A 12,430-nucleotide genomic window follows, 5' to 3' on the forward strand; every position below is an offset into this window, starting at 1 on the left:
GAGGGCCCCCTGTTGTGCCGTCACTCCCAGCGGAAGAACCGTCCCGCCGCGCCCAGGCCCAGGACGGCCCAGCCCGCAAGGATCCCGAGGTCGGCCCACGGCATGCCCGCGCCGTCGCGCAGGACGTCCCGCAGTCCGCCCGACAGGGCCGAGACGGGCAGCAGCCGGAGCACCTCCTGGGCGGCGCCGAACTTCTCCAGCGGCACGATCACCCCGCCGCCGACGAGCAGCAGCAGGAAGACCAGGTTCGCCGCGGCCAGCGTCGCCTCGGCCTTGAGCGTGCCGGCCATCAGCAGCCCGAGCCCGGAGAACGCGGCCGTGCCGAGGACGAGCAGCAGCAGGACGGCCAGCGGGTTGCCGTGCGGCGACCAGCCGAGCGCGAAGGCGATCACGGTCAGCAGGACGATCTGCAGGACCTCGGTGACCAGCACCGAGCAGGTCTTCGCCGTCATCAGCGCCCAGCGCGGCAGCGGCGAGGCGCCGAGCCGCTTGAGCACGCCGTACCGCCGCTCGAAGCCGGTCGCGATGGCCTGGCCGGTGAAGGCGGTGGACATCACGGCCAGCGCCAGGATGCCGGGGGCGAGGAAGTCGACGGACCTGCCCTTGCCGGTGTCGACGACGTCGACGGTGCTGAAGAGCACCAGCAGCAGGGTGGGGATGACGACGGTGAGCAGCAGCTGCTCACCGTTGCGCAGCAGCATCCGTGTCTCCAGCGCGGCCTGCGCCCGGATCATCCGGGGGAGCGGGGCGGCGCCGGGCTTCGGGGTGAACGTGCCGGTCGTGGTCACGCGCGCAGCTCCTTACCGGTCAGTTCCAAGAAGACGTCCTCCAGCGTGTGCCGTTCCACCGTTATGCGGTCCGGCATGACGCCGTGCTGGGCGCACCACGTGGTCACGGTCGCCAGGAGCTGGGGGCCGACCTCGCCGCTGACGCGGTAGCTGCCGGGGGTCAGTTCCACGGCGGCGGACTCGGCGGGCAGGGCCTTGAGGAGGCCGGCGAGGTCCAGGCCGGGGCGGCCGTTGAAGCGCAGGGTGTTCTCGGCGCCGCCGCGGCACAGCTCCTCGGGGCTGCCCTGGGCGACGACCCGGCCGCCGTCGATGATCGCGACGTCCCGGGCCAGCGCCTCGGCCTCGTCCATGTGGTGCGTGGTCAGCACGACCGTCACCCCGTCCGCGCACAGGTCGCGCACCAGGTCCCAGGTGGCGTGCCGGGCCTGCGGGTCCAGGCCCGCGGTCGGCTCGTCGAGGAAGACCAGCTCGGGCCGGCCGACGACGGCCATGGCGAGGGACAGGCGCTGCTGCTGTCCGCCGGACAGCCGCCGGTAGGGGGTGCGGCCGCAGGAGCCGAGGCCCAGGCGGTCGGCCAGGGCGTCCACGTCCAGCGGATCGGCGTGCAGCGACGCCATGTGCCGCAGCATCTCGTCCGCGCGGGCGCCCGCGTAGATGCCGCCGCTCTGCAGCATCACGCCCACGCGCGGGCGCAGGGCGGCCGCGTCGGCGACGGGGTCGAGGCCCAGGACGCGGACGGTGCCGGCGTCGGGGCGGCGGTAGCCCTCGCAGGTCTCGATGGTGGTGGTCTTTCCGGCCCCGTTGGGGCCGAGGACGGCGGTCAGGCCGCCGGCCGCGACGGTCAGGTCGAGCCCGTCCACCGCGGTCTTCGTCCCGTACCGCTTGACGAGGCCGCGGACCTCGACGGCTGGCTCTGAACTGGCGCTGCGCATGGCGGGAAGTCTACGAACCCGGAGCCGCCGCGGACCCCGCCGGGGTGCGCGGAACCCGCCCCCGCGATGATCCACACCGGTGGTGGTTAGGTGACCCTAAGTGATCGAAACCACCGCCGGGTCCCCCGGATGAGGCTTGTCGCCTTCCCGGCAATTACGCAACAATGGTGTTGTGAAATACGCGGGCGAGGCTCCACAGGGCCCCGCGGCCAGGCCGGGAGGCCGGGCCGCCGGGCGCGGTGCGCCCGTGCCCGCGCGGGAGGAACACCGCGCCCACGACGAGCAGCGCGGCACGCGCAACCGCGTCGCCCGCTCCATCCTCGACCACGGCCCGTCCACCGCGGCCGAGCTGGCCCTGCGCCTGGAGCTCACCTCCGCGGCCGTCCGCCGCCACCTCGACACCCTCCTCGCCGAGGGCGTCGTCGAGGCCCGGGAGAAGCGGGTCTACGGAGCACGCGGCCGCGGCCGTCCCGCCAAGGTCTTCGCGCTCACCGACTGCGGGCGCGACGCCTTCGACCAGGCCTACGACAAGCTCGCGCAGGACGCCCTGCGCTGGATCGCCCAGTCCGCGGGCGGCGGAGCGAAGGGCGAGGCCGCCGTGGCCGCCTTCGCCCGCGCGCGGCTGGCCGCGCAGGCCGAGAAATGGCAGGCCGCCCTGGCGGCGGCCGCCCCCGAGGACCGCACACAGGTACTGGCCGGGGCATTGACCACGGACGGGTACGCTGCTACGGCGCGCAGCGCACCGGTCGGCGAACAGCTCTGCCAGCACCACTGCCCGGTCGCCCACGTCGCCGAGCAGTACCCGCAGCTGTGCGAGGCGGAGACCGAGGTCTTCTCCCGCCTGCTCGGGACTCACGTGCAGCGTCTGGCCACCATCGCCCACGGCGACGGAGTGTGCACGACGTTCATCCCCAAGAGCAGCACCCCCAAGACCACCGAAGCATCCACCAGCACGGCCGGGAGGAACCCCGCATGACTCTCCCCACGGAGACTGCCCACCCCGAACTCGAGGGTCTGGGCACCTACGAATACGGCTGGGCCGACTCCGACGAGGCCGGTGCCGCGGCGAAGCGCGGCCTTTCCGAGGACGTCGTCCGCGACATCTCGGCGAAGAAGTCCGAGCCCGAGTGGATGCTCAAGCTCCGTCTCAAGGGCCTGCGGCTCTTCGACAAGAAGCCCATGCCGACCTGGGGCTCCGACCTCTCCGGCATCGACTTCGACAACATCAAGTACTTCGTGCGCTCCACGGAGAAGCAGGCCGCCACCTGGGAGGACCTGCCCGAGGACATCAAGAACACCTACGACAAGCTGGGCATCCCCGAGGCGGAGAAGCAGCGTCTGGTCGCCGGTGTCGCCGCGCAGTACGAGTCCGAGGTCGTCTACCACCAGATCCGCGAGGACCTGGAGGAGCAGGGCGTCATCTTCCTGGACACCGACACCGCTCTGAAGGAGCACCCGGAGCTCTTCCAGGAGTACTTCGGCACGGTCATCCCGGTCGGTGACAACAAGTTCGCCTCGCTGAACTCCGCCGTGTGGTCCGGCGGCTCCTTCATCTACGTCCCGCCGGGCGTCCACGTCGACATCCCGCTCCAGGCCTACTTCCGCATCAACACGGAGAACATGGGCCAGTTCGAGCGGACCCTGATCATCGTCGACGAGAACGCCTACGTGCACTACGTCGAGGGCTGCACCGCCCCGATCTATTCGTCCGACTCGCTGCACAGCGCCGTCGTCGAGATCATCGTCAAGAAGGGCGGCCGCTGCCGCTACACGACCATCCAGAACTGGTCGAACAACGTCTACAACCTGGTCACCAAGCGCGCCGTCGCCTACGAGGGCGCGACCATGGAGTGGGTCGACGGCAACATCGGCTCCAAGGTGACGATGAAGTACCCCGCCGTCTACCTGATGGGCGAGCACGCCAAGGGCGAAACCCTGTCCATCGCCTTCTCCGGCGAGGGCCAGCACCAGGACGCCGGCGCCAAGATGGTCCACATGGCGCCCAACACCTCCTCCAACATCGTCTCCAAGTCGGTGGCGCGAGGCGGCGGCCGCACCTCCTACCGCGGTCTGATCGAGATCGGCGAGGGCGCCAAGGGCTCGAAGTCCAACGTCCTGTGCGACGCCCTGCTGGTGGACACCATCTCCCGCTCGGACACCTACCCCTACGTCGACGTCCGCGAGGACGACGTCTCCATGGGCCACGAGGCGACCGTCTCCAAGGTCAGCGAGGACCAGCTCTTCTACCTGATGAGCCGCGGTCTGTCCGAGGACGAGGCGATGGCGATGATCGTGCGCGGCTTCGTCGAGCCGATCGCCCGCGAGCTGCCCATGGAGTACGCGCTGGAGCTCAACCGGCTGATCGAGCTGCAGATGGAAGGCGCCGTCGGCTAGCCGACGCCCCCCGGACCGCAGCGAACCCTTTGTGACAGGAAGAGAGCACGACGACAGCCATGGCTGACAACACTCCCGCCGGCAGCACGACCGACGGCGCCATCCAGGTGGGCGGCCCCCGCCAGCCCATCGACGCCCGGGTCAGCGCCCCCGCCTCGTACGACGTCGCGGACTTCCCCGTGCCGCACGGCCGCGAGGAGGAGTGGCGGTTCACCCCGCTGGAGCGCCTGCGCGGTCTGCACGACGGCACGGCCGCCGACAAGGCCGTGGACGGCGGCGTCAAGGTCGAGGTGGAGGCCCCCGAGGGCGTCACCGTAGAGACCGTCGGCCGGGACGACGCCCGCCTCGGCAAGGCCGGCAAGCCGGTCGACCGGGTCGCCGCCCAGGCCTACAGCTCCTTCGAGAAGGCCTCGGTCGTCTCCATCCCGAAGGAGACGGTGCTCACCGAGCCCGTCCGCATCTCCGTGCACGGAGAGGGCGGGGTCGCCTTCGGCCACCAGGTCGTCGAGGTCGGCGCGTTCGCCGAGGCCGTCGTCGTCATCGACCACACCGGTGACGCCACCCTCGCCGCCAACGTCGAGTTCCTCATCGGCGACGGCGCCAAGCTCACCGTCGTCTCCGTCCAGGACTGGGACGGCACCGCGGTGCACGCCGGCCAGCACACCGCGCTCGTCGGCCGCGACGCCTCCTTCAAGTCCGTGATCGTCACCTTCGGCGGCGACCTGGTCCGGCTGCACCCCCGCGTCGTCTACGGCGCCCCGGGCGGCGAGGCCGAGCTCTACGGCCTGTACTTCACCGACCAGGGCCAGCACCAGGAGCACCGCCTCTTCGTCGACCACGACACCCCGCACTGCCGCAGCAACGTCGCCTACAAGGGCGCGCTGCAGGGCAAGGACGCCCACGCGGTCTGGATCGGCGACGTGCTCATCCGCGCCGAGGCCGAGGGCACCGACACCTACGAGCTCAACCGGAACCTGGTCCTCACCGACGGCGCCCGCGTCGACTCCGTCCCCAACCTGGAGATCGAGACCGGCGAGATCGTCGGGGCCGGCCACGCCTCGGCCACCGGCCGCTTCGACGACGAGCAGCTGTTCTACCTGATGGCCCGCGGCATCCCCGCCGACGAGGCCCGCCGTCTGGTGGTCCGCGGCTTCTTCGCCGAGCTCGTGCAGCAGATCGGCATCCCCGACCTGGAGGAGCGCCTCCTCGCCAAGATCGAGACGGAGCTGGAGGCGTCGGTCGCATGAACGACTTCGTCCGCGCCTGTGGTCTGAGCGAGCTCGAGGAGGACACTCCTAAGCGGGTCGAGCTCGGCGGCACCCCGGTCGCCGTCGTCCGCACCGAGGGCGAGGTGTTCGCGGTCAACGACATCTGCTCGCACGCGAACGTCTCCCTCTCCGAGGGCGAGGTGGAGAACTGCCACATCGAGTGCTGGCTGCACGGCTCCAGCTTCGACCTGCGCACCGGCAAGCCCGATTGCCTCCCCGCGACGCAGCCCATCCCCGTATACCCCGTCAAGATCGAAGGGGACGACGTGCTCGTCTCCGTCACCCAGGAGTCCTGAGTTCCCCATGGCAACGCTTGAGATTCACGACCTGCACGTCTCCGTCGACGCCGAAAACGGCCCCCGGGAGATCCTGCGTGGCGTCGACCTGACCGTGAAGCAGGGCGAGACCCACGCCATCATGGGCCCCAACGGCTCCGGCAAGTCCACCCTGGCCTACTCGCTGGCCGGTCACCCCAAGTACACGATCACCGGCGGCACCGTCACCCTCGACGGCGAGGACGTCCTGGAGATGTCCGTCGACGAGCGCGCCCGCGCCGGCGTCTTCCTCGCCATGCAGTACCCGGTCGAGGTCCCCGGCGTCTCGGTCTCCAACTTCCTGCGCACCTCCGCCACCGCCGTCCGCGGCGAGGCCCCCAAGCTGCGCACCTGGGTGAAGGAGGTCAAGTCCGCCATGGAGCAGCTCCAGATGGACCCCGCCTTCGCCGAGCGCAACGTCAACGAGGGCTTCTCCGGCGGTGAGAAGAAGCGCCACGAGATCCTCCAGCTGGAGCTCCTCAAGCCGAAGATCGCCATCCTCGACGAGACCGACTCCGGCCTGGACGTCGACGCGCTGCGCGTCGTCTCCGAGGGCGTCAACCGGGTCCGCGAGACGGGCGAGGTCGGCACCCTGCTGATCACCCACTACACGCGCATCCTGCGCTACATCAAGCCCGACTTCGTGCACGTCTTCGCGGGCGGCAAGATCGTCGAGTCCGGCGGCGCCGAGCTCGCCGACAAGCTGGAGAACGAGGGCTACGAGGCGTACGTGAAGGGTGGCGTAACGGCGTGACCATACTGCTGCCGGGCCTGCTCGACACCGACGCGATCCGCAAGGACTTCCCGATCCTGGACCGCACGGTCCACGGCGGGAAGAAGCTCGTCTACCTGGACAACGCGGCCACCTCCCAGAAGCCGCGCCAGGTGCTCGACGTGCTCAACGAGCACTACGAGCAGCACAACGCCAACGTCCACCGCGGCGTGCACGTCCTCGCCGAGGAGGCCACGGCGCTGTACGAGGGCGCGCGCGACAAGGTCGCGGCCTTCATCAACGCGCCCAGCCGCGACGAGGTGATCTTCACCAAGAACGCCTCGGAGTCGCTCAACCTCGTGGCCAACATGCTCGGCTGGGCCGACGAGCCCTACCGGGTCGACCACGACACCGAGATCGTCATCACCGAGATGGAGCACCACTCCAACATCGTTCCCTGGCAGCTGCTCTCGCAGCGCACGGGCGCGAAGCTGAAGTGGTTCGGCCTCACCGACGACGGCCGCCTCGACCTGTCCAACATCGACGAGATCATCACGGAGAAGACCAAGGTCGTTTCCTTCGTGCTGGTCTCCAACATCCTGGGCACGGTCAACCCGGTCGAGGCGATCGTGCGCCGCGCCCAGCAGGTCGGCGCGCTCGTCGTCATCGACGCCTCGCAGGCCGCCCCGCACATGCCGCTGGACGTCCAGGCGCTCCAGGCCGACTTCGTGGCCTTCACCGGCCACAAGATGTGCGGCCCGGACGGCATCGGCGTCCTGTGGGGCCGCCAGGAGCTGCTGGAGGACCTCCCGCCGTTCCTCGGCGGCGGCGAGATGATCGAGACCGTCTCGATGCACTCCTCCACCTACGCCCCCGCGCCGCACAAGTTCGAGGCCGGTACGCCCCCGATCGCCCAGGCCGTCGGCCTCGGCGCCGCGGTGGACTACCTCACCTCGATCGGCATGGAGCGCATCGCGCGCCACGAGCACGCGATCACCGAGTACGCCATCCAGCGCCTGCAGGAGGTCCCCGACCTGCGGATCATCGGCCCCGTCACGGCCGAGGACCGCGGTGCCGCGATCTCCTTCACGCTCGGCGACATCCACCCGCACGACGTGGGCCAGGTCCTCGACGAGCAGGGCATCGCGGTCCGGGTCGGCCACCACTGCGCCCGCCCCGTCTGCCTGCGCTACGGAATTCCTGCGACCACGCGGGCGTCGTTCTACCTGTACTCCACGCCCGCCGAGGTCGACGCGCTGATCGAGGGCCTGGAGCACGTCCGGAACTTCTTCGGCTGAGATGGGCGCCCACTGTGAAGCTTGATTCGATGTACCAGGACGTCATCCTGGACCACTACAAGAACCCGCACGGCCGGGGCTTGCGGGATGGCGACGCCGAGGTGCACCACGTCAACCCGACGTGCGGCGACGAGATCACGCTGCGCGTCCGGCTGGCCGGGGAGAAGATCGAGGACGTCTCGTACGAGGGCCAGGGCTGCTCCATCAGCCAGGCCAGCGCCTCCGTGCTCAACGAGCTGCTCGTGGGCAAGGAGCTCGCCGAGGCCCGGCGGATCCAGGAGACCTTCCTGGAGCTGATGCAGTCCAAGGGCAAGCTGGAGCCGGACGACGCGATGGAGGAGGTCCTGGAGGACGCGGTCGCGTTCGCAGGCGTCTCCAAGTACCCCGCGCGGGTGAAGTGCGCCCTGCTGAGCTGGATGGCATGGAAGGACGCGACGGCGAAGGCGCTGTCCGAAGGGAAGACCGCATGAGCGAGAACGTGACCGACGCCGCGGCGGAGTCCGCCCCGGCGACGACCAAGCCGGCCACCGAGGAGGAGGTCCGCGAGGCCCTCTACGACGTGGTCGACCCCGAGCTGGGCATCGACGTCGTCAACCTCGGCCTGATCTACGGCATTCACATCGACGACGCCAACATCGCCACCCTCGACATGACCCTGACGTCCGCGGCCTGCCCGCTGACCGACGTCATCGAGGACCAGGCGAAGTCGGCCACCGACGGCATCGTCAACGAGCTCCGCATCAACTGGGTGTGGATGCCGCCGTGGGGCCCCGACAAGATCACCGACGACGGCCGCGAGCAGCTGCGGGCGCTCGGGTTCAACGTCTGAGTTCTTCCGAGTTCTTCGGCCTGTCGCAACGGCCCGCCTCCTGACCCAGGAGGCGGGCCGTTGCGGTTCACGCCATCCAGAAGAAGACCGCCGTCATCCGCTTCTCCTCCAGGGCGCTGCCCCAGTAACCCGTCGCGCTGTGCATCATGTTGGCGGTGTAGAGCAGCAGCCGGTTGTAGCGGTGCGGCACGCGCACGTCCTCCGTGAAGGAGTCCGGCGGGACGAAGCGGGTGCCCAGGGCGTCGACCAGGTTGTTGTGGGGCGCCGTGACCATGTTGCCGCCGAGCCGGCCGCCGGGCAGGCTCTGGCGGTAGAAGCTGGTGCCGCAGTCCTTGGGCACGTGCGGGTTGAGGTAGAGCACGGCGGCGTAGCGGCACAGCGCCCGCGAGTCGGTGTGCGGGCGCAGCTCGGACTCGCCCTGGCCGACGACCTGGATGCAGTTGTGGTTGAGGGTGCCGCCGCCAGGCGTGCTCTCCACCCACAGCTTCCGCGCCCCGGTCGCCTTCCGCACCTGCCGTTCGACGCAGACCAGTTCGTCCGGCTCCAGCCCCGGCATGGCCCGCAGGCCCGGCCAGCTCTCGGGCTTGTGCGGGTAGCCCTCGACCCAGTCGTCCTTGGCCAGGCAGCGGGCCCGCACGGCGTCCGGGTCGGGCAGGACGTCGTCCAGGATCCAGTAGTCCCGGCCGCGGGTGGGCTTGCGGTAGGGGAGGACGGGAAGTGCGGGTGCCATGCGGGCGACCATACATTCGGGGTCCGTCAGGGTTGTCCGGTGAATTGGTCAACCTTGCGTCAACTCGGGGTTGTTGACGTTCCCGCCATGGACCGCACCGCGGCCAGGGCCGCCTCCACGCTCGCCGTGACGTCCGTGACCGGGTACTGGACGTGCCGGACGACCCGGTCCGCGTCGGTCACCAGGGTGAGGCGCTTGAGGCGCGTCGTGCCGACGGTGCGGAAGGTGGGCAGGCGGAGGGCGGCGGCCAGCGCGAGGTCCGCGTCCGACAGGAGCGGGAAGCGCAGTCGTTCCTTCGCGGCGAACGCGCGCTGTTCGTCGGGGCGTTGGGTGCTGACACCGTGGACGGTGGCGCCCGCCGCGGTGAACCCGGCGAGCTGGTCGCGGTAGGTGCACGACTCCAGGGTGCATCCCGTGGCACCGGGGATGTCCGCCCAGCCCGGCGGGTAGGAGGCACGGGAGGCGTAGGCGCCGGGGAAGCAGTAGAGCACGGTGAACGGGGTGCCGGCGACGGGATCCACGGGCGTGCCCGCCGGGCCCGGGAGCGCGAGCGGGGGCAGCGTGGTGCCGAGCAGTGCGTGGACGCGCTCGGCCTCGCGCGAGCCGTCGGCGGTCGTGGCCGTGGTCCGCGCCGTGTTGGAGGTCATCCCGGGTTCTCCTTCTCCCAGCAGCCAGGTGTCGCCCCAGTCCTGCAGGGCGACCAGGGTCGGCAGCAGCGCCCGGCCGCGCGGCGTGAGGCGGTACTCGAACCGCGGCGGGCGCTGCTGGTACGGCTCGCGGGCCAGGACGCCCGCCTCCGTCAGCAGCCTCAGCCGCTCGGCGAGCACCTTGCGCGACGGGCCGAGCGAGGCGTGCAGGGTGTCGAAGCGGCACAGCCCGCGCGCGATGTCGCGGACGATCAGCAGGGTCCACCAGTCGCCGACCACGTCCAGGGCCTGGGCGATGGCGCAGTTCTCGTCGCCCGCGGGCGGGCCGGTGCGGCGGGGCATGACCGTGATCATGGCAGAGTGGGTTCCGTAAGGGAACCCACTTGCTGCGTCCGGATGCCTTCGAGTTCGCCTTGAGCCGCCCCGTCCGGTTAGGTTTTCGGACATGACCGATGCTGTTGCCTCCCGCACCACCGGCGCCTCCGCCGCCGGCCTCGCCACGATCACCGACGACGGGACCGTCCTCGACACCTGGTACCCGGCCCCCGAACTGCTCGACGCCCCCGGCCCGGCCGGCACCACGGTGCTGACCGCCGACCTCGCCGCGGAGCTGCTGGGCGAGGAGGCCCTCGCCGCCGTCGGTCCCGACCCGCGCCGCGGCGTCAAGGTCGTGGCCGTCAGGACGGTCATCGCCTCGCTCGACGACAAGCCCCTGGACGCGCACGACGCCTACCTGCGGCTGCACCTGCTCTCGCACCGCCTGGTCAAGCCGCACGGCCAGAACCTCGACGGCGTCTTCGGCCTGCTCGCCAACGTCGCCTGGACCTCGCTCGGCCCCGTCGCCGTCGACCAGGTCGAGTCCGTCCGCCTGAAGGCCCGCGCCGCGGGGCAGCACCTGCAGGTCACCAGCATCGACAAGTTCCCGCGCATGACGGACTACGTGGCCCCGTCCGGCGTCCGCATCGCCGACGCCGACCGCGTCCGCCTCGGCGCCCACCTCGCCCCGGGCACCACCGTCATGCACGAGGGCTTCGTCAACTTCAACGCCGGCACCCTGGGCACCTCCATGGTCGAGGGCCGCATCAGCGCGGGCGTCGTCGTCGGCGACGGCTCCGACATCGGCGGCGGCGCCTCCACCATGGGCACCCTCTCCGGCGGCGGCAAGCAGATCATCTCCATCGGCGAGCGCTGCCTGCTCGGCGCCGAGTCCGGCATCGGCATCGCCCTCGGCAACGAGTGCGTCGTCGAGGCGGGCCTCTACGTCACCGCGGGCACCCGCGTGACCATGCCCGACGGCGAGGTCGTCAAGGCGCTGGAGCTCTCCGGCGCCGACAACATCCTCTTCCGCCGCAACTCCACCAGCGGCGCCGTCGAGGCGCGCCCCTACAAGTCCACCTGGGGTGGCCTCAACGAGGTTCTGCACAGCCACAACTGACGCGCAGGGTTGTCCCGGAGTGGCCGGCCGGCGGGGTTTCCGCCGGTCGGCCACTCTGGCGTTTACCGGGCGTACTGCGCCACCATGGACGGGTCCGGCATCCACCGGAAGCGGGTGCCGTAACCGGACAAACGGGAGGCGTCATGAGGCTCGGCAAGGCACTCGCCGTCGGGTTCGCTGAAGAGCCCGTGGAGGGGCCCGCGGAGGAGCCCCGCGCGGCGGTGCGGACGGCGGCCGAGGGACCCGAGGAGGCCGCTGCCGCCGAGGTCCCGGCTCCCGCGGTGCTCGCCGGGCGATGAGGCTGCGGCTTCCGCAGGAACGTCCCGCCGCGCCGCCCACCGGCTACAAGATCGCCTACCCGGTGCTCTCGCACGACGGCACCCGGGCCGGCTTCACGGGGGTCTCCCTCGGCGGCGGCTCCCCGTACGGCGTGCTGGACGACGCCCGTTGTGCGTACGGGCGACGGCACCGCAGCCCGGCGCGCTTCTGCGACTGCGGCTTCCACTGCCTGCACTCCCCGGCCGAGGCGCTCGGCCTGACGTGCACCGGGGCGCACCGGCGGGCCGTGCTGCTCGAAGTCACCGTGCTGGGCGCCTACATTCGCCACGAGCGCGGAATGCGCTACGCGCGCCAGCGCGTGCGCACCGTGCGCGTGGGACCGTGCGGCTGCGGCCGGACCGCCACCCGGTTCTCCGACGCGGGATGGGGGCGGCCCGGCTGGTGGACGGTCGCCGCCGACTGCGGCGGGTGCGGGGCCGGGCTGGGGCGGACGGGCGTGACGTTCGCGGAGTTCGCCGAACGGGCCGGCTCGGTGACGGTGGTCACCGAGCCGGGGGTGCGGGAAGCCGCGCCGGTCAGCATGACCGAGCTCATGGCGGAGGCCGCCATGCTGCAGGCGCGACTGGACTGGTTCCAGGGGCGGTTGGCGCGGGTGGAGGGGTGGGGGGATTAGGGCGCCCCGTAAGGGGCGCAGCCCCGAGTGCCTCGACTGCGGGCGCGTCGTGGCTGGTCGCGCAGTTCCCCGCGCCCCTTACGGGGCCTGCGGGTCCCGGTAGTCGATCACCTCGGACGCGCCCAGCGAGC

15 protein-coding genes are annotated in these 12,430 nt (G+C 71.1%); 11 read left to right on the top strand and 4 right to left on the bottom strand.

Features of this window, described 5'->3' with window-relative positions; translation table 11 throughout:
• Nucleotides 1–20: 20 nt before the first annotated feature.
• The gene (locus ACWD4B_RS24965; protein WP_451422849.1) at nucleotides 21–734 is read right to left on the bottom strand and encodes an ABC transporter permease; all 714 of its coding nucleotides are present in this window, start codon (nucleotides 732–734) and stop codon (nucleotides 21–23) included.
• Between the two features lie 50 nt (nucleotides 735–784).
• A complete protein-coding gene (locus tag ACWD4B_RS24970; RefSeq protein ID WP_451422838.1) occupies nucleotides 785–1,720 on the bottom strand; it encodes an ABC transporter ATP-binding protein in 936 nt (311 codons plus the stop codon).
• 172 nt (nucleotides 1,721–1,892) lie between these two features.
• Here ACWD4B_RS24970 and ACWD4B_RS24975 point away from each other — a divergent pair, with 172 nt between their 5' ends.
• From ACWD4B_RS24975 to ACWD4B_RS25010, 8 genes are read left to right on the top strand one after another with little or no spacing between them, the layout of a single operon-like run.
• Complete coding sequence (locus ACWD4B_RS24975; protein ID WP_451422839.1) at nucleotides 1,893–2,696, top strand: helix-turn-helix transcriptional regulator; 804 nt, start codon at nucleotides 1,893–1,895, stop codon at nucleotides 2,694–2,696.
• Nucleotides 2,693–4,114 (top strand): Fe-S cluster assembly protein SufB, encoded by a 1,422-nt coding sequence (gene sufB / locus ACWD4B_RS24980; protein WP_451422840.1) that lies wholly within the window; start codon nucleotides 2,693–2,695, stop codon nucleotides 4,112–4,114. Before ACWD4B_RS24975 ends, sufB begins: the two co-directional genes overlap by 4 nt.
• Before the next feature lie 59 nt (nucleotides 4,115–4,173).
• Nucleotides 4,174–5,361 carry a Fe-S cluster assembly protein SufD gene (gene sufD / locus ACWD4B_RS24985; protein WP_451422841.1) on the top strand — a complete coding sequence of 396 codons (1,188 nt, stop codon included), beginning with the start codon at nucleotides 4,174–4,176 and terminating at the stop codon, nucleotides 5,359–5,361.
• Nucleotides 5,358–5,678 carry a non-heme iron oxygenase ferredoxin subunit gene (locus ACWD4B_RS24990; protein WP_171080254.1) on the top strand — a complete coding sequence of 107 codons (321 nt, stop codon included), beginning with the start codon at nucleotides 5,358–5,360 and terminating at the stop codon, nucleotides 5,676–5,678. Before sufD ends, ACWD4B_RS24990 begins: the two co-directional genes overlap by 4 nt.
• A gap of 7 nt (nucleotides 5,679–5,685) precedes the next feature.
• Nucleotides 5,686–6,450: a Fe-S cluster assembly ATPase SufC gene (gene sufC, locus ACWD4B_RS24995; protein WP_451422842.1), complete on the top strand. Its 765-nt coding sequence runs from the start codon at nucleotides 5,686–5,688 to the stop codon at nucleotides 6,448–6,450.
• 2 nt (nucleotides 6,451–6,452) lie between these two features.
• Complete coding sequence (locus tag ACWD4B_RS25000; RefSeq protein WP_451422850.1) at nucleotides 6,453–7,706, top strand: cysteine desulfurase; 1,254 nt, start codon at nucleotides 6,453–6,455, stop codon at nucleotides 7,704–7,706.
• Nucleotides 7,707–7,720: 14 nt separating this feature from the next.
• Nucleotides 7,721–8,176 carry a Fe-S cluster assembly sulfur transfer protein SufU gene (sufU, locus tag ACWD4B_RS25005; protein WP_451422843.1) on the top strand — a complete coding sequence of 152 codons (456 nt, stop codon included), beginning with the start codon at nucleotides 7,721–7,723 and terminating at the stop codon, nucleotides 8,174–8,176.
• Entirely contained in the window at nucleotides 8,173–8,535 is a 363-nt protein-coding gene (locus ACWD4B_RS25010) for a metal-sulfur cluster assembly factor (RefSeq protein WP_336412423.1), read from the top strand. The genes sufU and ACWD4B_RS25010 overlap by 4 nt, the downstream gene beginning before the upstream one ends.
• Before the next feature lie 67 nt (nucleotides 8,536–8,602).
• Here the strand turns inward: ACWD4B_RS25010 and ACWD4B_RS25015 are convergent, their stop codons facing one another.
• Nucleotides 8,603–9,265, bottom strand: a complete 663-nt coding sequence (locus tag ACWD4B_RS25015; RefSeq protein ID WP_451422844.1) for a DUF6445 family protein — start codon at nucleotides 9,263–9,265, stop codon at nucleotides 8,603–8,605.
• Nucleotides 9,266–9,324: 59 nt separating this feature from the next.
• Nucleotides 9,325–10,254 carry a winged helix-turn-helix transcriptional regulator gene (locus ACWD4B_RS25020; protein ID WP_451422845.1) on the bottom strand — a complete coding sequence of 310 codons (930 nt, stop codon included), beginning with the start codon at nucleotides 10,252–10,254 and terminating at the stop codon, nucleotides 9,325–9,327.
• A gap of 103 nt (nucleotides 10,255–10,357) precedes the next feature.
• Between ACWD4B_RS25020 and dapD the strand changes: the two genes are divergently transcribed.
• The 3 genes from dapD (at nucleotide 10,358) to ACWD4B_RS25035 (ending at nucleotide 12,299) form a co-directional block, all read left to right on the top strand.
• On the top strand, nucleotides 10,358–11,347 hold the full coding sequence (gene dapD, locus ACWD4B_RS25025) for a 2,3,4,5-tetrahydropyridine-2,6-dicarboxylate N-succinyltransferase (RefSeq protein ID WP_451422846.1): 990 nt from the start codon (nucleotides 10,358–10,360) through the stop codon (nucleotides 11,345–11,347).
• Between the two features lie 143 nt (nucleotides 11,348–11,490).
• The gene (locus tag ACWD4B_RS25030; RefSeq protein ID WP_451422847.1) at nucleotides 11,491–11,646 is read left to right on the top strand and encodes a hypothetical protein; all 156 of its coding nucleotides are present in this window, start codon (nucleotides 11,491–11,493) and stop codon (nucleotides 11,644–11,646) included.
• A complete protein-coding gene (locus ACWD4B_RS25035) occupies nucleotides 11,643–12,299 on the top strand; it encodes a hypothetical protein (protein WP_451422848.1) in 657 nt (218 codons plus the stop codon). Before ACWD4B_RS25030 ends, ACWD4B_RS25035 begins: the two co-directional genes overlap by 4 nt.
• The last annotated feature ends 131 nt before the right edge of the window (nucleotides 12,300–12,430 follow it).

Source organism: Streptomyces sp. NPDC002536 (genome assembly GCF_053594995.1).